At 60.3% G+C, this 22,271-nt stretch carries 16 protein-coding genes; 12 read left to right on the forward strand and 4 right to left on the reverse strand.

The window, feature by feature from the left end; genetic code table 11:
* Nucleotides 1–8: 8 nt before the first annotated feature.
* The 7 genes from GLP52_RS07495 (at nt 9) to dtd (ending at nt 6,241) form a co-directional block, all read left to right on the forward strand.
* Nucleotides 9–1,184 (forward strand): toxic anion resistance protein, encoded by a 1,176-nt coding sequence (locus GLP52_RS07495; protein WP_237271981.1) that lies wholly within the window; start codon nt 9–11, stop codon nt 1,182–1,184.
* A 26-nt stretch (nt 1,185–1,210) separates the two neighbouring features.
* Nucleotides 1,211–2,170 carry a DUF2927 domain-containing protein gene (locus GLP52_RS07500; protein ID WP_237271982.1) on the forward strand — a complete coding sequence of 320 codons (960 nt, stop codon included), beginning with the start codon at nt 1,211–1,213 and terminating at the stop codon, nt 2,168–2,170.
* A gap of 33 nt (nt 2,171–2,203) precedes the next feature.
* Nucleotides 2,204–3,328 carry an SPFH domain-containing protein gene (locus GLP52_RS07505; protein ID WP_237271983.1) on the forward strand — a complete coding sequence of 375 codons (1,125 nt, stop codon included), beginning with the start codon at nt 2,204–2,206 and terminating at the stop codon, nt 3,326–3,328.
* Between the two features lie 87 nt (nt 3,329–3,415).
* Nucleotides 3,416–3,925 (forward strand): cytochrome b/b6 domain-containing protein, encoded by a 510-nt coding sequence (locus tag GLP52_RS07510; RefSeq protein WP_237271984.1) that lies wholly within the window; start codon nt 3,416–3,418, stop codon nt 3,923–3,925.
* A 66-nt stretch (nt 3,926–3,991) separates the two neighbouring features.
* The gene (locus tag GLP52_RS07515) at nt 3,992–5,122 is read left to right on the forward strand and encodes a TFIIB-type zinc finger domain-containing protein (protein WP_237271985.1); all 1,131 of its coding nucleotides are present in this window, start codon (nt 3,992–3,994) and stop codon (nt 5,120–5,122) included.
* On the forward strand, nt 5,119–5,793 hold the full coding sequence (locus GLP52_RS07520; protein ID WP_093733802.1) for a nitroreductase family protein: 675 nt from the start codon (nt 5,119–5,121) through the stop codon (nt 5,791–5,793). Before GLP52_RS07515 ends, GLP52_RS07520 begins: the two co-directional genes overlap by 4 nt.
* Before the next feature lies 1 nt (nt 5,794).
* Nucleotides 5,795–6,241 carry a D-aminoacyl-tRNA deacylase gene (gene dtd / locus GLP52_RS07525; RefSeq protein ID WP_237271986.1) on the forward strand — a complete coding sequence of 149 codons (447 nt, stop codon included), beginning with the start codon at nt 5,795–5,797 and terminating at the stop codon, nt 6,239–6,241.
* Nucleotides 6,242–6,300: 59 nt separating this feature from the next.
* Here dtd and GLP52_RS07530 read toward each other — a convergent pair whose 3' ends face one another.
* From GLP52_RS07530 to GLP52_RS07545, 4 genes are all read right to left on the reverse strand, one after another.
* Nucleotides 6,301–7,491, reverse strand: coding sequence for an HlyD family efflux transporter periplasmic adaptor subunit (locus GLP52_RS07530; RefSeq protein WP_093733800.1), 1,191 nt, complete (start codon nt 7,489–7,491; stop codon nt 6,301–6,303).
* Nucleotides 7,488–9,710 carry an ATP-binding cassette domain-containing protein gene (locus GLP52_RS07535; protein ID WP_237271987.1) on the reverse strand — a complete coding sequence of 741 codons (2,223 nt, stop codon included), beginning with the start codon at nt 9,708–9,710 and terminating at the stop codon, nt 7,488–7,490. Before GLP52_RS07535 ends, GLP52_RS07530 begins: the two co-directional genes overlap by 4 nt.
* Nucleotides 9,707–11,014 carry a TolC family protein gene (locus GLP52_RS07540; protein ID WP_420544115.1) on the reverse strand — a complete coding sequence of 436 codons (1,308 nt, stop codon included), beginning with the start codon at nt 11,012–11,014 and terminating at the stop codon, nt 9,707–9,709. The genes GLP52_RS07535 and GLP52_RS07540 overlap by 4 nt, the downstream gene beginning before the upstream one ends.
* A gap of 136 nt (nt 11,015–11,150) precedes the next feature.
* On the reverse strand, nt 11,151–14,609 hold the full coding sequence (locus tag GLP52_RS07545) for an Ig-like domain-containing protein (protein ID WP_237271989.1): 3,459 nt from the start codon (nt 14,607–14,609) through the stop codon (nt 11,151–11,153).
* A 363-nt stretch (nt 14,610–14,972) separates the two neighbouring features.
* On the opposite strand from GLP52_RS07545, the gene GLP52_RS07550 reads away from it, so the two are divergent.
* The 5 genes from GLP52_RS07550 to GLP52_RS07570 all read left to right on the forward strand — a co-directional run bounded on the left by GLP52_RS07550 (nt 14,973) and on the right by GLP52_RS07570 (nt 22,249).
* Entirely contained in the window at nt 14,973–16,967 is a 1,995-nt protein-coding gene (locus GLP52_RS07550) for a CocE/NonD family hydrolase (RefSeq protein ID WP_237271990.1), read from the forward strand.
* 132 nt (nt 16,968–17,099) lie between these two features.
* On the forward strand, nt 17,100–18,704 hold the full coding sequence (locus GLP52_RS07555; RefSeq protein ID WP_237271991.1) for an ABC transporter substrate-binding protein: 1,605 nt from the start codon (nt 17,100–17,102) through the stop codon (nt 18,702–18,704).
* Between the two features lie 14 nt (nt 18,705–18,718).
* Entirely contained in the window at nt 18,719–19,675 is a 957-nt protein-coding gene (locus GLP52_RS07560; protein ID WP_093733795.1) for an ABC transporter permease, read from the forward strand.
* A gap of 124 nt (nt 19,676–19,799) precedes the next feature.
* A complete protein-coding gene (locus GLP52_RS07565) occupies nt 19,800–20,615 on the forward strand; it encodes an ABC transporter permease (RefSeq protein WP_093733794.1) in 816 nt (271 codons plus the stop codon).
* Nucleotides 20,612–22,249 carry an ABC transporter ATP-binding protein gene (locus GLP52_RS07570; protein ID WP_237271992.1) on the forward strand — a complete coding sequence of 546 codons (1,638 nt, stop codon included), beginning with the start codon at nt 20,612–20,614 and terminating at the stop codon, nt 22,247–22,249. The genes GLP52_RS07565 and GLP52_RS07570 overlap by 4 nt, the downstream gene beginning before the upstream one ends.
* Nucleotides 22,250–22,271 lie beyond the last annotated feature (22 nt).

The raw sequence follows: 22,271 nt of genomic DNA on the forward strand, positions 1-22,271 counted from the left end.
CTTGAACCATGTCTGATACCGTTCGTGAAAAAGCCACCCAATCTGTCGCGCTGGTGGATGAGGTAAACGCCCAAGTGCTGGCCGACCCCGCGCCCGCGGATGCTGTCGTTTCGCTTGAAAAGGCAGATGCGCCCCAATCGGCCGAAATCAAAAGCCGCATGGCAGAGATCGACATGGGCGACACGCAATCGATTATCGGTTTCGGCTCCGGTGCGCAGGCTGAGCTGCAAGAAATCAGCCAAGCGATGTTGCAAGACGTGCGGAACAAGGATGTGGGCCCTGCCGGTGATAGCCTGCGCAATATCGTGACAACCATCCGCGGTTTTTCGGTATCGGAACTGGACGTTCGCCGTGAACGCAGCTGGTGGGAACGCCTGCTGGGTCGCGCCGCCCCCTTTGCCAAGTTCACCGCCAAGTTCGAACAGGTTCAAGGTCAGATCGACCGCGTCACGGACGAGCTGCTGACCCATGAGCACACCCTGCTAAAAGATATCAAATCACTTGATATGCTGTATGAAAAAACGCTGCAGTTCTATGATGAACTCGCCCTTTATATCGCAGCAGGCGAGGCCAAGCTGGAAGAGTTGGACGCGACCACCATTCCCGCCAAACAGGCAGAGGTCGACGCCGCGCCCGAGGCGGATCAGGTCATGGTCGCGCAGGAACTGCGCGATATCCGCGCCGCGCGTGACGATCTGGAACGCCGTGTGCATGACCTCAAGCTGACCCGTCAGGTGACGATGCAGTCGCTGCCCTCCATCCGCTTGGTGCAGGAAAACGACAAGTCGCTGGTGACCAAAATCAATTCCACCCTCGTGAACACAGTGCCACTGTGGGAAACCCAATTGGCGCAGGCGGTCACCATCCAGCGCAGCGTCGAAGCCGCCGCTGCCGTGCGCGACGCCAACGATCTGACGAATGAACTGCTGACGTCGAACGCTCAGAACTTGCGCGAAAGCAACAAGGTCATCCGCACCGAGATGGAACGCGGCGTTTTCGACATCGAAGCCGTCAAACAAGCCAACGCTGACCTGATCGGGACCATTCAGGAATCCCTGCAAATTGCGGACGAAGGCAAAGCGCGCCGCGCCTCTGCCGAAAAAGACCTGCAGGAAATGGAAGCCAATCTGCGCGACACGTTGGCCTCTGCCAAAGCGGTCAAGCCCGCACCCTCTTCGGTTTAATCCCTTTTACGCTTGGAGCGCGCGATATGGCATGGCAACGGTTAGGGCAGGCAGGATGGTTCGGCACGGTGGCAATGGTTGCCGCGCTTGCCGCCTGTACTCCGCAGCCCCCGGTTGAACCGACGCTGAAGCCCATCGCGCGCCCCGAAACGCCACCGGCCCCGCCGCCTGTGGTGGCCAAGCCGACGTCGCAGAAAAGCGCCAAGCTGCGCAGCTATTTCCATCAGATTCAGCAGGCGCAGCTTAGCCAGGGCCTTTTGCGACGTGATGGTGGCGGGCAGGATACGCCTTTTTCTGCCGGCATGCTGGTGCGCAACTTTGAACAAATCGCCTTTTACAACGAATACAACGCCACTCTGACCGGCCGTGGGGACAAATCCCCGATGCGTCGCTGGGAACGCCCCGTGCGGATGGAGGTGGTTTTCGGCGACGGCGTGCCCCCGTCCGAACGCGCGCGTGACGAGGCTTCGATCAAAAAATACGCCGCCCGTCTGGCCGCGACGACGCAGCATTCCGTCTCAGTCGGGGGGAAACCGAACTTTATGGTGATCGTCGTCGGCGAGGATGACCGGTCCGATGCTCTGGCCCTTGCAGCCAAGCGTATCCCCGGTGTCACTGCCGAAAGCCTTGCCGCGCTCGGTGATCTGCGCCGCGATACCTATTGCGTCGTCGCAGCCTATGCCGGGGGTGCGGACCCCAACATCTATACTGCTGCCGTGGCCGTGATCCGGGCAGAAAACCCGTCGCTTATGCGGCTGTCGTGCATCCACGAAGAACTCGCGCAGGGGCTTGGCCTTGCCAATGACAGCCCCACCGCACGCCCGTCGATCTTCAACGATGACGACGAATTCGCGCTGCTGACCCGCCATGACGAGCTTTTGCTCAAGATGCTTTATGATCCTCGTTTGCATGCTGGCATGACCGCCGAAGAGGCGACCCCCGTCGCCCGCGAGATCGCAAATGAACTACTTGGCGGGCCCGTTTAACCCGCCACCGACTTCCCCCGAAAGGACCAAGACATGGGTATTCTCGATTTTCTCTCTGGCCAATTCATCGACGTTATCCACTGGACCGATGACACCCGCGATACGATGGTGTCGCGTTTTGAGCGCGAAGGCCACGAGATCAAATACGGTGCCAAGCTGACCGTCCGCGAGGGTCAAGCTGCGGTGTTCGCCCACGAAGGCCAGCTGGCCGATGTGTTCACGCCCGGGCTTTATATGCTTGAAACCAACAACATGCCGATCATGACATCGTTGCAGCACTGGGACCACGGCTTTAAAAGCCCCTTCAAATCCGAGATTTATTTCGTTAACACCACGCGTTTCAACGATCTGAAATGGGGCACCAAGAACCCGATCATCGTGCGCGACCCCGAATTTGGCCCTGTGCGCCTGCGGTCCTATGGCACCTACTCTGTCAAAGTGTCGGACCCTGCGCGGTTCCTCACCGAAATCGTCGGCACCGATGGCGAATTCACCATGGACGAGATCAGCTATCAGATCCGCAACATCATCGTGCAGGAATTTTCGCGCAGCATCGCGTTGTCAAATATTCCGGTGATGGATATGGCCGCCAATACCCGCGAACTGGGCAAACTGGTGAGCACTGAAATCTCGGCCACGATTGCAGAATACGGCCTGACCATCCCCGAGCTTTATATTGAAAACGTCTCGCTTCCCCCTGCCGTAGAAGAGGTGATGGACAAGCGTTCCTCCATGGGTGTGATCGGGGACCTTAACAAGTTCACCCAGTTTCAGGCCGCCGAAGCCCTAGGCCGCGAAGGTGCTGCCGGTGCCGCCCTGCAAACCGGCCTTGGGGCTGGGTTGGGGATGCAGATGGGTCAGGCTGCTGCCGCCCAGACAGGCCCGTGGGGGCCCCGCCCCGCTGCTGCGGCCCCTGCCTCCCACACGCCTCCTCCGCCACCTCAGCCTGACAAGGTCTGGCATTTGGCCGAGAACGGCCAGACCAAGGGTCCGTTTTCCAAGGCCGCCTTGGGGCGCATGGCTGCCGATGGCGGGCTGAAACGCGAAACCTATGTCTGGACACCGGGTCAGGATGGCTGGCTGAAAGCTGACGACGTGGCAGAACTGGCGCAGCTCTTTACCGTGCTGCCGCCCCCGCCGCCGCCCGCCGGTGCATAAAGCGATCTGAAACTCAGATGGGGCGGCCCACGTGTCTAGGCTATGATCACACCCCGCCGACCCTTGCTGCCCCACCGGCGCACCCTGATGAAACTGTTGCATTGGGGCATGGTGCCCCTGTTCGTCTGGTTCTTGCTGGTGCAACCGTCTGACGTGGCGCGGATCGGGCCTGCGGCGGTGCGGTTTCATTCTGTCATGGGACTTGTTTTTGTCAGTGCGGCGCTGCTGTGGTGGGTCCACTATATGCGATGCGGATTGCTGGGCCGCCCCGGCCCCAAACTGACAGGCTGGGCCCGCTGGCTGCATCCTGTGCTGCATAAAACCCTGATCTGGGGTATCTTGGGTGTCGCGCTCACGGGGCTTATGATCGGGATTACCTCTACTGTGCAGCTATGGGCCGGGGGCATTGTCCCGATTGCCGTACCGTTCGACCTGCCACGTGCCAACGACTGGGTCGGCCTGATCCACAGTATCGAATTTTACGCCCTTGCAGGCATCGCGCTCGCCCATGCAGGGTTTCACATCTGGCGCCACATTCGTCTGCGCGATAACGCCCTGCGGATCATGGCCCCCAAGCTGCTGCACCGTTTTTTATAGCCCCGCTCTGGTCGCAGCGGGCGCGGTGCCCTATGTCTGGTGCAGGCCTGACCAAAGGACAGCTCTATGCCCGCCAGCACCGGCTTTGACGACCCCGCCCTCCCTCGAACGCCAAGCGAGGAACACCGTTTTCCATGCGATACCTGCGGGTCCGATCTGCGGTTTGATCCCGAAAGATATCTGCTGGTCTGCGACCACTGCGGCAATACCGAGGAAATCTCGGGGGCGCGCGGTGTGCATAGCCCCATCGCCGAGCTCGATTTTCAAGCCGCCCTCGCCAGCGCGCTCCCGCAATCCCAGATGGAGGAGACCCGCGTTACCACCTGCCCCAACTGCGCGGCGCAAGTGGAATTCGACCCCGGCAAACATGCAACCGAGTGCCCGTTCTGCGCGACGCCTGTGGTGATCGACACAGGCCTGAACCGCCACATCAAACCCCGCGCTGTGCTGCCCTTTGGCCTGACCGAAAATACCGCACGCGATGCCATGACAGACTGGCTGGGCAGCCTTTGGTTTGCCCCCAACGGCTTGCAAGAATACGCGCGCAAGGGCCGCAAGATGCAGGGGATCTATGTGCCCTACTGGACCTATGACGCCGACACCCGATCCAGCTATTCGGGCGAAAGGGGCACGGTCTATTACGTGACCCAGACCGTCATGCGCGACGGCAAGCGCGTGCAGCAGCAGGTGCCCAAAATCCGCTGGCGGGCGACCTCGGGTCGTGTGGCGCGTTTCTTTGATGATGTGCTGGTGCTGGCGTCAACATCGCTCCCGAAACGGTTTACCGATGCACTCGCCCCGTGGGATCTGGCGGCGCTTGAACCCTATGCGCCGGAATACCTCGCCGGTTTTCGCGCCGAAGCCTATGCGGTCACGCTTGACGAAGGCTATGCGCAGGCGCGCGAGGTGATGGACGCGATGATCCAGCGCGACGTGCGTTTTGATATCGGCGGCGACCGCCAGCGCATCCACAATATCCAGACGCAGGTCAGTGATGTGACGTTCAAGCATATCCTCCTGCCGGTCTGGCTGGCGGCCTATAAATACCGCGGCAAGACCTATCGTTTTGTCGTCAACGGCCGCACCGGCAGTGTTCAGGGGGAACGCCCCTATTCCACCGTCAAGATCACCTTTGCGGTGATCCTCGGCCTGATTGTCGCCGGGATCGTCGGCTATTTTATGGCACTGCAAAAATGACCCAGATCGATACGTTGACCGACATTCTCAAGGCGCGGTCGTCCTGCCGTGCTTTCCGCCCCGATCCGGTCGATGACGCGGTGATCACGCGCATCGTCGAAACCGCCCGCCATGTGCCGTCGTGGTGCAATGCGCAGCCGTGGCAGCTGACCGTCACCAAAGGGGCCGCGACCGACCGCTTCCGCGACGCGCTGGCGCAAGAGATTGCCAAGGGCACGCCCCCCGCCGCCGATCTCGATTGGCCCGCATCCTACAGTGGCGTTTACGGCGATCGGCGGCGGGCCTGCGGTTTCCAGCTCTATGACGCGGTTGGCATCGACAAGGCAGACCGCGCAGGTCGCACAGCGCAGATGATGCGAAACTATGCGCTGTTTGGCGCGCCCCATGTGGCGATCGTAACCTCCCCGGCAGAGCTTGGGGCTTACGGCGCGATGGACAGCGGCGGCTTTGTCACCGCCTTTACACTGGCTGCCACTGCGCTTGGCGTCGCCACCATTGCCCAAGCCGCCATCGCTGCCTATGCGCCCACCGTGCGCAGCCATTTCGACCTGCCGCAAGACCGTCTGATCCTTTGCGCGATTTCCTTTGGCTATGCGGACGACACAGCACCGGTCAACCGCTTCCGCACGCAGCGGGCCACACCCGCCGACATTATCGATTGGAAGGTCTGATATGCGCGCACTTCTCCAACGTGCTACCGACGCCTCTGTCACCGTCGACGGCCAGATCATCGGGCAGATCGAGCATGGCCTCCTGATTTTCGTCTGCGCCATGCCCGATGACACCCAAGCGACCGCTCAGACACTTGCTCAAAAGATCGCCAAGCTGCGCCTGTTTAAGGATGAAGCCGGCAAAATGAACCGTAGCCTCGCCGATACGGGCGGCAGCGCTCTGATTGTCAGCCAGTTCACCCTCGCCGCCGATACGTCCCGCGGCACCCGCCCCGGTTTCTCGCGCGCGGCCAAGCCTGATCAGGCAAAGATGCTGTACCAAGATTTCATCGTCTGCATCGAAGCCCTCGGCATCCCCGTCCAAACCGGCGCTTTCGGGGCCGACATGTCCGTCGCCCTGACCAATGACGGCCCCGTCACCCTCTGGCTCGACACGGAAAACCCCTGATCTTCCGAATGGAAAAAATCCTCGGGGGGTCAGGGGGGCCGACAGCCCCCTTGCCACGTCTACGGCTCGCGAAACGCCTCTTTGGACTTATAGAGCGGCTTTAAGAGATACTGCAAAACCGTCTTAGACCCTGTGTGCAGTTCGACGCTCGCCTGCATCCCCGGGCGGATCTGCAAAGACGCCTGTCGCGGGGTGAGGTGTTCAGTATCCACCTGCAGCGTCACCTTATAATGCGGATCGCCATCTGCCGCGCGGGACCGTTCGTCCTTGAACGTATCAGCCGAGATCAGTTTGACCGTGCCCTTCAACGTCCCGTAAATCGTATAGTCATAGGCTGACAGCTTGACCGTCGCCTCTTGCCCCGGACGTACGCCGGCGATGTTCTCTGGCTTGACGCGGGCCTCTACGACCAGCTCTTCGTCCAGCGGGATGATCTGCAAGATCTCCTCGCCCGGGCGCACGACGCCGCCGATGGTGGTCACACTCAGGTTGTTGACGATGCCGCGCAGCGGGCTGACCAGCACGGTGCGGTTCAACTGGTCCGTGCTCGCCTTGAGGTTCTGTTTCAGCGTTGCCAGCTCTTTCAGAACGTCCGAATACTCCTGCGCACGGTCCAGCTCTGTGCCGGTGACGATCTCGTCCAGTTTTATCCGCGCATCCGCATGGGTCTTGCGTGCACGCGTCACCTCGATCAGTGATACGATCTTTTTCTTGAGCATATTTTCAAGCAGTTCACGCTCTTTCGTGGCCTCGGTCAGCACCCGCCCCGCCCCTTCGGAGCGCGAGACAAAGTCCGATTGCCGCGCCCTCAACAACGCGCGTTCAGAAGCTACGATATCAGGGGTACGCGTGGCGAAGGCGTCGGGCACGTCAAAATCATATTGTCCGGCCAGCTCTGCCTCTAGGCGCAGACGGCGGATTTCAAAGGCGCTGATCTGATCGCGCAAGTCATCCACCGAGGACTGGAACTGCGTACCGTGCAACTTTGCCAGCACGTCGCCTTTCTCCACATGGTCACCCTCGCCCACGGCAAGCTCTGCCAGAATACCGCCCTCGAGGTTCTGGATGATCTGGGGCCGCGAGCTAGATATCATCGACCCTTCGGCGCGCACAATTTCATCGACCCAAGCAAAGGCAGCCCACAGCAGGAATACCAGCACGGATGCACCGCAGAGCCAGATCACCATGGACGGCCCGCGCATCTGCCCCGTCATCTGCGCCCCCAGCGGCGTGGTGCTGACAGAGTTCATGCGACATGCCCCTTCTGACCCGCCAAATGGGCGAGCACTTTTTCTTTTGGCCCGTCAACGGTCATACGGCCATCTTGCAGCACCAACGTGCGTTCCGTCAGTGCAAGGATCGGCGCACGATGCGTCGCGATGATCGCAGTGCGTCCGGCCATCCAGTCTTGCAACCGCGAGACCAGCGTTGCTTCCAGTCGTTGGTCCAGCGCGGCCGTCGGCTCATCCAGCAAGCAGATCGCCGGATCCTGCAACCACAGGCGCGCCCAACCAATAGATTGACGCTGTCCTATAGACAGGCCCGCGCCTGCGTCCTTGATCTCTAGGTCCAGACCCTTGTGGTGGTTGCGCACAAACGGCCCCAGACCCGCAAAATCAAGCGCTGCGTGCAGGCGGTCGTCGTCACGCTCCAGCATGGTGAGGTTCAGGTTATCGCGCAGCGTGCCCGAGAACAGGCGCACGTCCTGCCCCAGATAGCCGATCAGCCGGCGCAGGTCGCGCGGCTCGATCTGGCCCAGCTCTGTGCCGTCAATCAGGATGCGCCCTTCGGTCGGAGCGTAGAGCCCGCTGAGCATCTTCAGCAGTGTCGATTTGCCCGATCCATTGGCCCCCAGCACGGCGACATGCTGCCCCGGCTGGATCAGCATCGCTTTGATATCAACCGTCGGTGCGCCGTCATCTTCGTAACGGAAGATCACGTCGCGCAGTTCGAACTGGCCTTTCAGCTTTTCACGGCGCAGATAGGTGCGCGCCTCTGCGGTGTCCTGCGGTGCTGCGACAATCGCGTCGAGCCCGTCAAGCGCGCCTTTGACATTGCCCCACCGCGCCATGGTACCCGACAGTTGCGTCAGCGGCCCCAGCGTCCGGCCCGTCAGGATACCGACCGCAATGATCGACCCCACGGTAAATTCCCCCGCAAACACCAGATAGGTGCCCACGATGACCGCCGCGACATAGGTGGCCTGCTGGACCCCTTGGCTCCAGAACGTGAGGAAGGACGCGAGCTTGCGTTGCTCTGACGACTTAACCGACGACAGGGTGTTCAGCTCGGTCCACAGGCGCAGCACGCGGTCCTCTGCCCTTTGGGTCTTGACCGTATCAAGCTCGAATATCGCCTCGTGCAGCAGCCGCGAGGATTTGGTCGACGCGCCTTGGGTTTCCTGCGTCAGTTGGATCGCTTTCTTTTGCAGCAAGAACCCCGGCACAAGCATCAAGACACCGCCAAGCACCAGCACCCAGACGACATTCCCCGCGATGCTGGCCACGAGGAAGAGGAACACGAAGATAAAGGGGATATCCGCGATGGTGCCAATGGTCGACGCGGTAAAGAATTCGCGCACCGACCCGAATTCACGCATCGCGGAAAACAGCTGGTTGGGGGCTTGCCCGCGCGTGTCGGATCGCATCCCGAGCAACCGACGCATCAGGATGTCCTGCACCGACAGTTCGATCTGCCGCCCTGCCCCGTCCATCAGACGCGCCCGCGCCATCTTGAGGAAAGCTTCCATCAGCAACGCGAGCCCTGCACCAGCTGCAAGCACCCAGAGCGTCGCTTCGGACTGATGCGGGATCACACGGTCATAGACCTGCAAGGAAAACAGCGCCACGGCGACAGCCAGCAGGTTCGCCACAAACGACCCCGTTGCGACCTCTATCAACTGGCGACGAAAGCGCGGAAACTGCCCCCAGAACCAATGCGCAGGCGCACCGTCGGTTTTATGGGTTTCCGCCACTGTCTTCAGCGAGGCTTCGGCGCGCAGCACCAAGCCTGCAAAGAAGGGTTTGAAATCGCTGATCGGCACCATCGCGCGATTGTCGGTGCAGGTTGTGTCATAGAGGATCAGATCGCCACGCTGCTGGCCCATGACCAACAGCACCTGCCCCGATGTCATATAGGCCAGGGCCGGCCACATATCTTTCGAAATGCCCTGCACGCGGCTGACCTGAGTGACCAGCCCTGCTGTTTCCATCCCACGCGCAAGCGCTTCGGCCTCGACATGCGGATCGTTGCCATGCTGCGGGGCCGCGGCAACAACGTCAAAGATATCGCGGGCGGCGGTGGTGACCCCAAGTAATCCAGCATAGGTCGCGGCGAGTTTCGCGCGCGCCATGATACGGTCCTCGGGGCGATTGGCATTCTCTGCTTTGGGCTGCACCGCCTCCGTTGCCGCCATTCGACCTTGGTTGCCGTTGGTGATCGTCAGCGTAAAGGTCGGCTTCTGGGTCAAATCGCGCTCCCGTCCGCCAGCACACCCTGAATCTGCGCCATTTCGATCTTCAGACGCACTGCCTCGTATTTAAGGGTGATTTGCGATTGTTGCTGGCGCGAGTATGTCTCATAAACGCCGACCACATCCATGACCTGACGCTGACCGGCGTCATACTGTTCCTGAAACAGATCGAGGTTGCGTTTGGCCTGTACTGCAAGGGTCGCGGCTTCGCTCGCCTGACGGGTTTTGGCGCTCAGCTGCTTTTCCAGACGGCGCAACGTGCGGTTCGCGTCTTCGATCGATTGGCGCACTTTGCGTGTGGCGGTTTCCTCGGCCATGCCCGACGCGTCAAGCGACGCCTTGGTGCCCAGACCCAGCAGTTGATCCGACCCAAGTGACAGCCCTGCACCGCCCCCTTCACCGATGGTCGCGCCCGCGGACAGGCCCGGCAGCAAACCGGCACGTTCGACCTTGGACGCCGCAATGGCGCGGGTCTTTTCGGCTTCGGCACGGACCACGGACAGCGGCGCGCCGGCAAAGCTGTTGACGGGGACCTCTGGCACGCCGTGCATCGCGTCAAGCGGGTGAACCGACATCGCGTTCAGCTCGGACATCGAGGTCGCTTCGCGCTCGACCGAGGCATCAAGCGTGGCGCGGATTTCCAGTAGTTTCTGGCGCAGGATGGTCAGGTCGGACACATCCGATACGCCGCCTTTGACACGTTCCTGCATCACCCATTCGAAATGGGTCATATCCTTGAGCGCGACACGGTTCAGCGCCGCGGTATCGCGCGCCTCGATCGCGTTGGTGTAGAGCTTCAGCGCGGTTGCCACGCGGTTGTTGGTGTCTTGCGCCAGCGATACGGCAGCGACTTCGACGTCGGCCACAGCAAAAGCGCGTTCGCCCGCGCGGCGGCCATTATCGAACAGCACCTGATCCACCACCAGATTGGCCGCGAGCGACCCCAGCGAGGTGAGGTTGACCTGTGGCCCGATCTTGGGGAGCCAGTTCTTGCTCGCGGCCTCGGACCGCAACGTTGCGGCGCGCAGCTCTGCCTCGGCGGTGCGGCTGTTGGCGGCCAGCACGGCGGCGGCCACCTGATCCGACACGGTACCATCGGGCAAAACAGAAGACCGCAGCGCCAGACCTTGAATGATCTGGCTGTCTGCGGTGATTTTTTCAGCGTAGGTGGGTTTCATCGCCTGCGAGGCGTCGGGGGTGCGGAACCGTGTGACGATGTCGGTGGGCATCAGGTCACCGGGCATCATGCCGCTGCCGAAATCCGACATGCAGCCGGATAGGGCCAGCGCTGCTGCGCATATGCCCCCTGCCCGTTTTACACTCTGCCTCATTAGCCTGCCCTTAGCGTGCCGGTTTTTTTATTCTAAAAACGCCTGCGGTCGTTGCCGCCTGCGTGTGCCACCCGCGCCCCCTTGGACAGAGGGCGCGGTGCAGTCGTTAGACGATGACGTTGATGTCGTTGTCGATCAACAGCGTGGCTTCGTCACCCAAGGTGTAGATGTCATAGGTCTGGTTGCCACGTACCTCGGACCCTCCACGCTGCGCGCCGGTGATCGTCACGGTGTCGTCGTTATGCCCGTCGATGATCAGCTCGTTTGTGTTGCTCGAGAGGTTGACCAGCGCGGTTTCAGTGATGGTCAGCTGCGCCTCTTCGGCGAATTGCAGATCAACGGTTTCGATGTTGTAGTTGCCCAGGTTCGGGTTGGTCAGGTTAAGCTGCGTATTTGCCGCCTCGTCATCCAGCGCCAGATATGTGCCCGAGAAGTTTCCCGCCGCATCCGTTGCCGTCACGATCAGGTCGGACCCGTCCGGTACATTGCTGTTGAACTGAAAGTTCCGCTCGCCGATGGGGTCGATGTCAAAGCTGGTCGACTCCACTTCGGAGATAGAGCGGTCTGCATGCACTTGATGCACGTCCAACGTATCGGGGCTGATCTCGGTAGAGATACCTCGGATGCCGTCGCCGTCGCGGGTATAGGACGCGATGACGGGGCCTTCGGGGGCATAGGTGTCAATCGCCAGTGTGTCGGTGATCGATGCGATGTTGCCGACACGGTCCGTCGCCGTGACCGAGATATTGGCATCATAGGTGCCTTCGCGGATTTCGGAGGGCGGGATCGTCACCGACCAGTTGCCCGCGCCATCTACGAAAGCGGTGTAGTTGGTACCGTCAAAGTTGACCACAACGCTTGATCCGGCTTCAACCTGACCGTTTAGATCAATGCCGGTTTGCGCTTCGCGGGAGCTGACCACACCGTCATTCCCGCCTGCTTGCGCTATCTCGAGCGGGTCAACGACCGTGTCGATCAGCACGCCGTGGCTTGCCGTGGCGGTGTTGCCCGCTGCATCGGTCGCCTTGACAGATACGGTGGTGTTGATCGTGCCTTGGGACACCTGCCCCGGCGCAAAGGTCACGGACCAGTTGCCATTGGCATCCACAGCCCCATTAACCGACGCGCCGTCAAGCGTCACAATGATGGACGACCCGATTTCAGAGGTACCAGTGACCAGCACGCCGCCGTTCGCCAGACGCTCTGCCCCGCTGATGATGTCATCGCCTTCGACCGTGTTCAGCGACAGGTTGTCGACGCGGGTATCCACGCGCACGCTGTCAGAGGCGCTGCGGCTGTTACCTGCGGCGTCGGTCGTGGTCGCGCTGATGTCGGCGGTATAGACGCCTTGGGCAACTTCGCCGGCGGCGTAATATGCTGTCCACTGGCCGCTGCCATTCGCCACAACCGTATGTGTTACACCGGCCAGCGTGACCTGTACGACCGCGCCCGCGTCTGCGGTACCGGAAATGGCCACACCGTCGCTTGCTTCGGCAGCGTTAACCACATCATCGCCTTCAACCGGCAGCGGGCTGATGGTGAGCGATCCGGCTTCGGTATCAACAGTGACTGTTTGCGACACGCTATCCACGTTGCCCGCTGCGTCTGTCGCGGTGGCGGTCATTGTGCTGGTGTAGGTGCCTGCAGGAATATCGCTGGGGGCAAAGCTGACTGTCCATGTGCCATCTGCCGCAACCGTCGCCGCGCGCGAGATCTGACCAAGCTGGACCATAACAGACGAGCCGGGCTCGACCGTGCCGGTCATGACGATGCCCTGCGCTGCCTCTGTCGCGTTAATCACGCCGTCGTTGCCGCCGGTCTGACCGGTGAAGGCCAGATTATTCACCAGTGTGTCGATCTCGACCTGGCTGGTTGCGGTCGCGGTGTTGCCCGCCGTATCGGTTGCCACAGCCGTGACAGTCGCTGTTGTCTCGCCGGTTGGAATGTCAGTGGCCGCGAAATCAGCGGACCAGTTGCCGTTTGCATCAACCACCGCATCGCGTGTCGCGCCGCCAAAGCTGACCTGAACGGTCGAACCCGGCTGCGATGTGCCGGTCAGCGTCACGCCGTCGCCGCGCTCTGCCGCGTTGATGACGCCGTCGACTTCGACCGCATCCGCCGCAATCGCGACCTCGGAGACGGTATCCACCACCAGCTGCTCGGTCGAAGTAGAGCTATTTCCAAAAGCATCGGTCGTTACGATGGTCACATCGCTGATGTATTCACCTGCGGGCAAAGTGCCGGCCTGCCATGTCGCGGACCATGCGCCATTGTCTCCCACGGTCGCGTTGCGGGTGATGCCCCCGATGGTCAGCTGCACGGTCGAGCCGGGTTCGCCGGTGCCGTTCAGCGTGACGCCCCCCGCAAAGGAAGCCGCGTTAAAACTGTCGCCCACGGATTGCGTGCCGGATGTGACAGCGACCGTCGGCGCAACAGTATCCACCACCAGCGTTTCAGTGCTGGTCGAGGTGTTGCCATATTGATCGGATGTCGAAATCAGCACGTCGGATTCGTATTCGCCGCCCTGCAATGTGCCGGTTTCAAAGGTGACGGACCATGTACCGTCTTCGGCCACGGTGGTGCTGCGCGTGATGCCGGCGATTGTCACATCGACAGATGCGCCCGCCTCGCCGTTGCCGGCCAAAGTAACGCCATCAGCGAAAGCTTCACCGTTAAAGAAGTCGCCGACGCTTTGCGTACCTTGGGACAACGTGACCGTGGGCGCTGTGGTGTCGATAATGAACGTCGGACCGTCCAGCACTGCCTCGGTTCCGTCGGTTGTAACGACCACCTCGGCCTCATGATCACCGTCTTCGGGGAAGTTGTCGCCCTCGAACACCGCTTCGAATGTGCCGTCTTCGCCAATGATCGTTGTGACGTCCTTGTCGCCGATCGTGACGACAACGTCAGAGCCCGGTTCGCCGCCGCCCGTGACGATAATCTGTTCAACCGCATCGTCACCGCCCACGGTACCGGTGGTTTCCGCATCGTTCACAAAGGGTGCCGCCGCAGAGGAACCGCCGCCACCGCCACCGCCGCCGATGACCGCCGCGCCACCCACAACTGCCGCACCGGCTGCTGCTGCAGCACCACCGCCGCCGACAACGCCGCCCAACAAGGGGGCTGCGAGCATGGATACTTCGTCATCGCCCGGCTCTACGCCGCCCGGCACTGATGCCACATCGCTGCGACCCAGATAGATCAGATCGTCAGAAGGGCTCCATTTGCCCCATTGTTCGGTCGGGCCGTACTGGGCATACAGACCGCCACCCTCGCCCTCGACAAAGGCGACTTCGTTCAGATAGCCATCCGCCGAAATAAACAAACGGTTCGCGACACCGGTGTCGTTAAAGTAATTCTCGATGGTGATGACCGACCCGTCATTGAGCGTGAGCACAAGATTGTCGCCCGAGCGCTGATGCGACTGGAAATCGGTCTGACGCAGGTTCAGCGATATTTCCTGACCTGATGTAGCCTGAATGACGTGGAAGTTTGCGTTTTCCGCAACCGTGCCACGTTGCAATGCGCCCGCTTGATCGCGAACGACGAAATCTATCGTCTTCATAATATCTGCTCCACCTCGGTACGCATTCTACGCGCGACACCTGAGAAAATTTTATGACCGCCCACGCGTTGATCGCATCGTGCAGCCGCCTGAATATGTTCGTCTTTAAATCGACGCTATTATTGTTGCAGAAGATAGCCGCCAAAACACATAAAAGCCAAGTTTAAACTGACACGCCACATTATTGCCTTATTTCCACGGTGCATCGCTGCCACAGTTTCCATTAGAACGGGTAGGCGCTAATAAAGGTTAACGCACTTCAGAATTAACCATTTCAATTTATTCAGGAAAAACCTCCCACGCGCGACCCCTTCCCCCGCCTAAATTGTTGACAAAAATAGGTTTCCTCGCAACCTTCGGGAGATGAACATCTCTCAAAACATCCCGCTGCCGCTGATCGAAGACCCGGATATGGGGATTACCCTCTCGGACGGATGCCGGCTTTCTGCACGGATCTGGCGGCCTGAAAATTCAGATGGCGCGCCTGTTCCCGTTATCCTTGAATACCTGCCGTACCGCAAACGCGACGGGACGACGGCCCGTGATGCGCTGACGCACCCGTGGTTTGCCGAACGGGGCTATGCTTGCGTGCGGGTCGACATGCGCGGCAACGGCGACAGCTACGGCGTGATGGAAGACGAGTACACCCCGCAAGAACAGGCCGACTGCCTAGAGGTGATCGACTGGCTTGCCGCACAGCCGTGGTGCAGCGGTACCGTTGGCATGATGGGCATCAGCTGGGGCGGCTTTAACGGGCTACAGGTCGCGGCCCATGCGCCAGACGCGCTGAAAGCAGTGATCACACTATGCTCGACCGTCGACCGCTTTGCCGATGACATCCACTACAAAGGCGGGTGCCTGTTGAACGAGAACCTCGGTTGGGGGGCGACGATGTGGGCGTATTCAAGCCGTGCGCCCGACCCCGCCCTGCGCCCCGACTGGCGCGAGATGTGGCTGGGACGACTGGAGGCAGAACCGTTTCTACCGGCGCTTTGGCTGCGCCACCAATCGCGCGACGCCTATTGGAAGCAAGGATCGGTAATCGAGGACTACAGCGCAATCAAAGCCAAGGTGCTGGCGGTCGGCGGTTGGGGCGATTCCTACAAAAACGCTGTGCCCCAGTTGGTCGAAGCCCTGCCCGATGCCAAAGGGATCGTCGGCCCTTGGGTGCATAAATACCCGCATTTCGCCATCCCCGAACCGCGCATCGGCTTTCTGCAAGAAGCCCTGCGCTGGTGGGATCGATGGCTCAAGGACATCGACACCGGCGTGGAAGACGACCCCGATTATCGCGCGTATCTGATGGACGGCATGCGCCCCGCGACATGGACACACGCGCGCCCTGGCCGCTGGATCGCGCAAGCCACGGGCGCGACCTCGCACTTGCCGATTGAAACGCTGCACCTGACCAACGACGGGCTGCATGACACACCGGCCCCACTGAACCAAAGCATCGCCTCCCCCGCCCATTGCGGTGCGGATAGCGGCGAATACTGCGCGATCTGGCTTGGACCCGAGATGCCCGGCGACCAGCGGCAAGATGATGCGCTTTCGGTCTGCTTTGACAGCGGGCCACTGGATCAACAGATGGATATCGTTGGCGCGCCACGCCTGCATTTACGTCTGGCGTGCGACAAACCGCAGGGGCAGATCGCCGTGCGGCTGAACCATATCCATCCCGACGGCGCATCGGCGCGGATCACTTACGGCGTCCTGAACCTCAGCCATCGTGACAGCGCCGAGCATCCGAAGGCAATGACACCAGGTGCCGCCACAGATATCACACTTGATCTGGATCACATCGCCTACCGTATTCCCAAAGGGCACCGGCTGCGGGTGTCAATTTCGACCGCCTACTGGCCCCTGCTTTGGCCCGCGCCAGAGGCCGCCGAGGTGACGCTGTCGTCGGGCCATATCGACCTGCCGCAGCGCCCTACCAATGGCGGCGACGAATACAGCTTTGCCCCGCCCACCTCTGCCGCCCCGTGGGAGACAGAGACACTGCGCCCTGAAAACCATATCCGCCGACAAGAGATCGATCGCGTCACCGGCAATATCTCACTGATCATCGAGGATGATTTCGGCAAGCTACGTGATGCCGATCACGGGCTGATCGCAGGGTCTATTGCACGCGAAACATGGACCATCCATCCAGACGACCCGCTCTCGGCCAAAGGCAGCTGTCACTGGACCGAAGAGCTGGAGCGTGACGGTATCCTTCTGCGTACCGAAACTCGGTCGCAGATGTGGTCGGACGCCACCCACTTTCACCTATCTGCCCGACTAGAGGCGTACGAAAACGACAAATTGATATATGAACGCGACGTGACGGAAGACATTAAGCGACACTTTATATAACAAACTCGTCACATAGGCGTCATTATTACTGCTTGCGACACGGGCTGAAATGCTTAACGTTGTGCCACCAATCAATAAAAAAACCTGCGTGAAAATGCGCGGATGTATCACCAAAAACAGGGAGTTCTCATCATGGATGATCAACTGAAACATATGACCGGCCAAGTGGCTAAGGGCACGATGACACGCCGTGAATTCGTTGGCCGCGCCGCTGCTTTGGGCGTGACAGCCGCCGTCGCAAATTCGATGTTGGCGAATAATGCACAAGCTGCGGCCCACGAAGCACCGATTCGCGGCGGCACGCTCAAGATCGGGTCGTCGGGCGGCGAATCGACCAACACGCTCGATCCGGCGCTAACCGCTTCCGAAGTCCCGCTGAACAACCTGCGCCACCTTTACGAAAGCCTCGTCGAGGTCGATCCGAACGGTAAAATCGAAAACCGCATGGCCGAAAGCTATGAGGCCTCTGCCGATGCGAAGACCTGGGCGTTCAAGATCCGCAAGGGCGTCCAGTTCCACAACGGCAAGGACATGACCCCCGAAGACGTGCTGAAAACCATGCAGCGCCACTCGAACGAAGACAGCCAGTCCGGTGCCTTGGGCATTATGCGCGGCATCGAGAACATGAAGGTCGACGGCGACAACTTTATCGTGGAACTGGGCGTCGGTAACGCTGACCTTCCCTATCTGCTGGCCGACTACCACCTGATGATCCAGCCCGATGGCGGCATGGACAACCCCGGCGCGGGCATCGGTACCGGCCCTTATACACTTGAGGTCGACGAACCCGGCGTGCGCCACGGCTTCAAGCGTAACGAAAACTACTGGGACGCCGACAACCGCGGCCACACCGATTATAACGAAGTACTGGTGCTGAACGATGCCACCGCTCGTACGGCTGCATTGCAGTCGGGTCAGGTCAACATGATCAACCGCGTCGATCCCAAGGTTGCCGCGCTGCTGGACCGTGCCCCGAACCTGTCGGTGAAATCCGTCGCCGGTCGTGGTCACTATGTGTTCATCGCGCACATCGACACCGCACCCTTTGACAACAACGACCTGCGTCTGGCGCTGAAATACGCGATCAACCGCGAGGAAATGGTCGACAAGATCCTGCGCGGCTACGGCACCATCGGGAACGACATGCCGATCAACGCCTCTTATCCGCTGTTCGACGACACCATCCCGCAGCGTGAATACTCCGTCGAGAAGGCGAAAGAGCATTACGCGGCCTCTGGTCATGACGGCAGCCCGATCATCCTGCGCGTTTCAGACGGTGCCTTCCCCGGTGCGGTAGATGCGGCGTCTCTGTTTCAGGAATCCGCCAAAGCCGCCGGTATCCCGCTGGAAATCAAGCGTGAACCGAACGATGGGTACTGGTCCGAAGTCTGGAACAAACAGCCTTTCTGTGCTTCTTACTGGGGTGGCCGTCCGGTACAGGACCAGATGTATTCGACCGCCTATCTGTCGACAGCTGACTGGAACGACACACGCTGGAAGCGTCCCGAATTTGACGACATGCTGCTGTCGGCACGCGCCGAGCTGGATGAAGCCAAACGCAAGGAAATCTACTCCAAGATGGGTCAGATGGTCCGCGACGAAGGCGGGTTGATCCTGCCGATGTTCAACGACTTTGTGGATGGCGTTGCCAACAATGTCGGTGGCTGGGTCGTGGATCCCAACGCCGAGATGTCCAACAACAAAGCCGGAATCAAATGCTGGGTCAAAGACGCATAAGGTAGACCCAGCTTATGCATCCCATCGTCAAACTGATCGCCCAACGCTTAGCGTTGGGCCTTCTTCTCCTCTTTGCCGCGTCGATCCTGATCTTCGTAGGTACCTCGATTTTGCCCGGCGACGTGGCACAATCCATATTAGGTCAATCGGCCACGCCCGAAGCCCTAGCAAACATGCGCCGCGAGCTTGGCCTCAACGATCCTGCCATGACCCGCTATTTCGCCTGGCTGGGCGGCGTGCTTCAGGGGGACTTGGGCACCGCGCTGACCAATGGCCGCGACATAGCCGAAAGCCTTGGCGGGCGTCTGAAAAACACCCTGTTCCTCGCCTTCTGGGCCGCTGCCATCTCTGTACCACTGGCGATCTTTCTGGGCCTGTTGGCCGTGCGCTATAAAGACCGCTGGCCGGACAAACTGATTTCGGCGATTACGCTAACGACGATCTCTATCCCCGAATTCATGATCGGCTATGTGCTGATTTACTGGGTGGCGATCAAATGGCGTCTGTTCCCGTCTGTGGCGATCATCAACGACAGCATGTCCCTTGGGGCCAAGCTGAACGCGATTGCCATTCCGGTGATGGTGCTGACGCTGGTTGTGCTGGCGCATATGATGCGCATGACGCGGGCTGCGATCCTGAACGTGATGCAATCGCCCTATATCGAAACAGCCGAGCTCAAGGGCTTGGGCATGCTCAAGATCATCCGCAAACACGCCTTCCCCAACGCCATCGCCCCGATCGTCAACGTGGTGATGCTGAACCTCGCCTATCTGGTGGTCGGTGTCGTCGTGGTAGAGGTCGTCTTTGCCTATCCCGGCATGGGGCAGTATCTGGTGGATCACGTCAGCAAACGTGATGTGCCCGTGGTACAGGCCTGCGGCTTGATCTTTGCCGCGGTCTATATCGGGCTCAACCTTGTTGCGGACATCGTGTCGATCCTTGCCAACCCAAGGCTGAGGCATCCCAAATGAGTTTATCCCAGAACAAACGCGCCATGCGCAACCGAACGTTTGTACAAAGCAAATGCGTAGGGAACCGACCATTTGCCGCATCACCGCCAACCGTTGACCCCTTCATCTGTTTGGGAGCCAACCTATGAAAAATATCCCAATCTCGGCCATGATCGGCCTGTTCTTTACCAGCATCTATTTCTTCATGGCCATCTTTGCGCCTTGGCTGGCCCCCTATGGCATGGCTGAAATCGTCGGTGACGTGTGGGAGCCTTCATCGTCGGAGTTCCTGCTGGGCACCGACAGCATCGGGCGCGACTTGCTGTCGCGGATGATCTATGGCGGGCGCACGACGATCTTTATCGCCACTGCGGCGACGATCCTCAGCTTTACGCTGGGGTCCATTCTGGGCTTCTTCGCAGCCGTCTCCGGCGGTTGGGTCGACCAAGCCATTTCGCGCTTTGTCGATCTGATCATGTCGATCCCGTCGCTGATCTTTGCGCTGGTCGTCTTGTCGGTCATGCCGACCACCGTGCCGATCCTGATCATCCTGATGGGCCTGCTGGACAGCACCCGTGTCTACCGTCTGGCGCGCGCTGTGGCCGTGGACATCACCGTGATGGACTATGTCGAAGCCGCCCGTCTGCGCGGCGAGAAAATCGGCTGGATCATTTTCCGTGAAACCCTGCCGAACGCGCTATCGCCGCTGATCGCGGAAATGGGCTTGCGCTTTATCTTTGCGGTGCTCTTTGTGTCGACGCTGTCTTTTCTGGGTCTGGGCGTGCAGCCCCCTCAAGCGGACTGGGGCGGCATCGTGAAAGAGAACAAGGAAGGCATCAACTATGGCATTCAAGCGGCGCTCTATCCTGCCTATGCCATCGCCACGCTATGTATCTCTATCAACCTTGTTGCGGACTGGATTTTGAACCGCACCACATCGCTGAAAGGGGGCCGCGGATGACCGAGCCACTTCTCAAAGTACGCGGCCTGAAAATCGGCGCGACGGCCTATCCGCCCGGCGAAAAGCCTATTGATATCAAGATCGTGCATGGCGTCGATTTTGATCTGCAACCTGGCAAGGTATTGGGGCTGATCGGGGAATCCGGTGCGGGCAAGTCCACCATCGGGCTGGCCGCAATGGCCTATGGCCGCGGCGGGGTAGAGATCACCGGCGGCGAGGTCTGGGTCAACGGGCGCGATATCCTTAAGGAACGTTTGCGCGCCGTGCGGCGCCTGCGCGGTGCTGAGGTGACCTATGTCTCGCAATCCGCGGCGGCGTCTTTCAACCCTGCGAAAAAGATCATGGAGCAAGTGACCGAAGCCGCGATCTACCAGAACAAGTTCACCAAGGCCGAGGCCGAGGAACGCGCGGTTGATTTGTTCCGCAAGCTTGGCCTGCCCGACCCCGAAACCATCGGCAACCGCTATCCGCATCAGGTGTCGGGTGGGCAGTTGCAGCGCTGCATGACGGCGCTGGCGCTGTGTCCCCAGCCCGATCTGGTGGTCTTTGACGAGCCCACGACCGCGCTGGATGTGACGACGCAAATCGACGTTCTGGCCGCCATCAAGGAAGCCATTGCGGCGACCGGCGTTGCCGCCCTTTATATCACCCATGACCTCGCGGTTGTGGCGCAGGTCAGCGATCACATCATGGTCCTACAACAGGGCGATATGGTCGAATACGGCACCGTCGATCAGATCATTAACGACCCGCAGGAGGACTACACCAAAGCGCTGGTATCGGTCCGGTCGATCCGTCACGAAGAGAAAACCCCGACCGACACCCCTGTCCTGCGCGTGGAAAACGTGACCGCGCGCTATGCCGGCACGGACTTTGACGTCCTCAAGAAGATCAATGTCGACGTCCATCCGGGCCAGACACTGGCTGTGGTGGGGGAATCCGGTTCGGGTAAATCGACATTGGCCCGCGTCATTACCGGCCTGCTGCCACCAAGCGACGGGACCATCACCTTTGACGGACGCGAATTAGCCCCCGCGCTGGCCCAACGCCCCATCGAAGACCTGCGCGAAATGCAGATGATCTATCAGATGGCCGACACCGCGATGAACCCGCGTCAGACCGTGGGCACCATTATCGGCCGCCCGCTTGAGTTTTATTTCGGGCTGAAAGGCAAAGCCAAACAGAAGCGTATTCAGGAATTGCTGGACGAGATCGAACTCGGCGACGGGTTTCAGGACCGCTATGCAGCCGAGCTTTCGGGCGGACAAAAACAACGTGTCTGCATCGCCCGTGCGCTGGCCGCCAAGCCCAAGCTGATCATCTGCGACGAGGTCACAAGTGCGCTTGACCCGCTGGTGGCCGACGGTATCCTCAAGCTGCTGCTGAACCTGCAAAAAATCGAGGATGTGGCCTATCTGTTCATCACCCACGATCTGGCCACGGTAAAGGCCATCGCCGACAGCATCGCGGTGATGTATCAGGGCGAAGTCGTGCGCTATGGCACCAAAAGTCAGGTGTTGTCACCGCCCTTTGACGATTACACCGACCTGCTGCTCAGCTCGGTCCCTGAGATGAAGATCGGCTGGCTGGAAGAAACCATCGCACATCGCAAAATGGAAAGCGCTGGCAATTAGAGCTGTGGATATTGCAGGGGTT

This window comes from Sulfitobacter sp. M22 (assembly GCF_021736025.1).
Taxonomy (GTDB): domain Bacteria; phylum Pseudomonadota; class Alphaproteobacteria; order Rhodobacterales; family Rhodobacteraceae; genus Sulfitobacter; species Sulfitobacter litoralis.